Annotated in this window: 1 protein-coding gene; it reads right to left on the bottom strand. The window is 38.0% G+C overall.

Annotated features, from left to right (window positions below):
- Positions 1-54: 54 nt before the first annotated feature.
- Positions 55-482 (bottom strand): substrate-binding domain-containing protein (locus DWY55_RS21840; protein ID WP_165859539.1); only part of this gene is annotated, 428 nt, incomplete at its 5' end.

Here is a 482-nt window from a genome sequence, read left to right as displayed (position 1 = left end):
TAATATAAAAATTAACTAAATCGATTAAGCTATCATGTAAAAAAAACAGCTCTCCTAAGGAGCCATTTCAATAAATTCTCCCTCGGCAAGCACAGACTGCACTGTATTACCGTTAATAATGATATCTATCAGTATTTCAAGTGCTTTCTGTACTAAAACATCTATAGGCTGCTGAATATAGGATATAGGGGCATCAAAAAAGTCAAATACCGGATTACCGTCAAAACCCACTAGACCTATTTTACCAATAATTCCCTCTCCCATGTCCTTTATTGTATATAAACAAGCCAATGAAATCATGTTGGTGGCAAAAAGAAAAGCGTCTACACCGCCATCAATCATTTTAGGCAACAAACGGTCTGCCGACTTTCTGGGAGCATCCTGCTTCAGAAAGACCACGTTAGCCAAGTTTCTCTTACCGGTTTCATCCATAGCCTTTTTATAACCACGGATACGCTCTTTCATATGGATAAGGTTGACAT

Origin of the sequence: Bacteroides sp. AF25-38AC, assembly GCF_003602995.1 — a bacterium.
Lineage (GTDB): Bacteria > Bacteroidota > Bacteroidia > Bacteroidales > Bacteroidaceae > Bacteroides > Bacteroides uniformis.
Note: the sequence above shows the minus strand (reverse complement) of the source record. Positions and strands in the feature narration are given on the sequence as shown.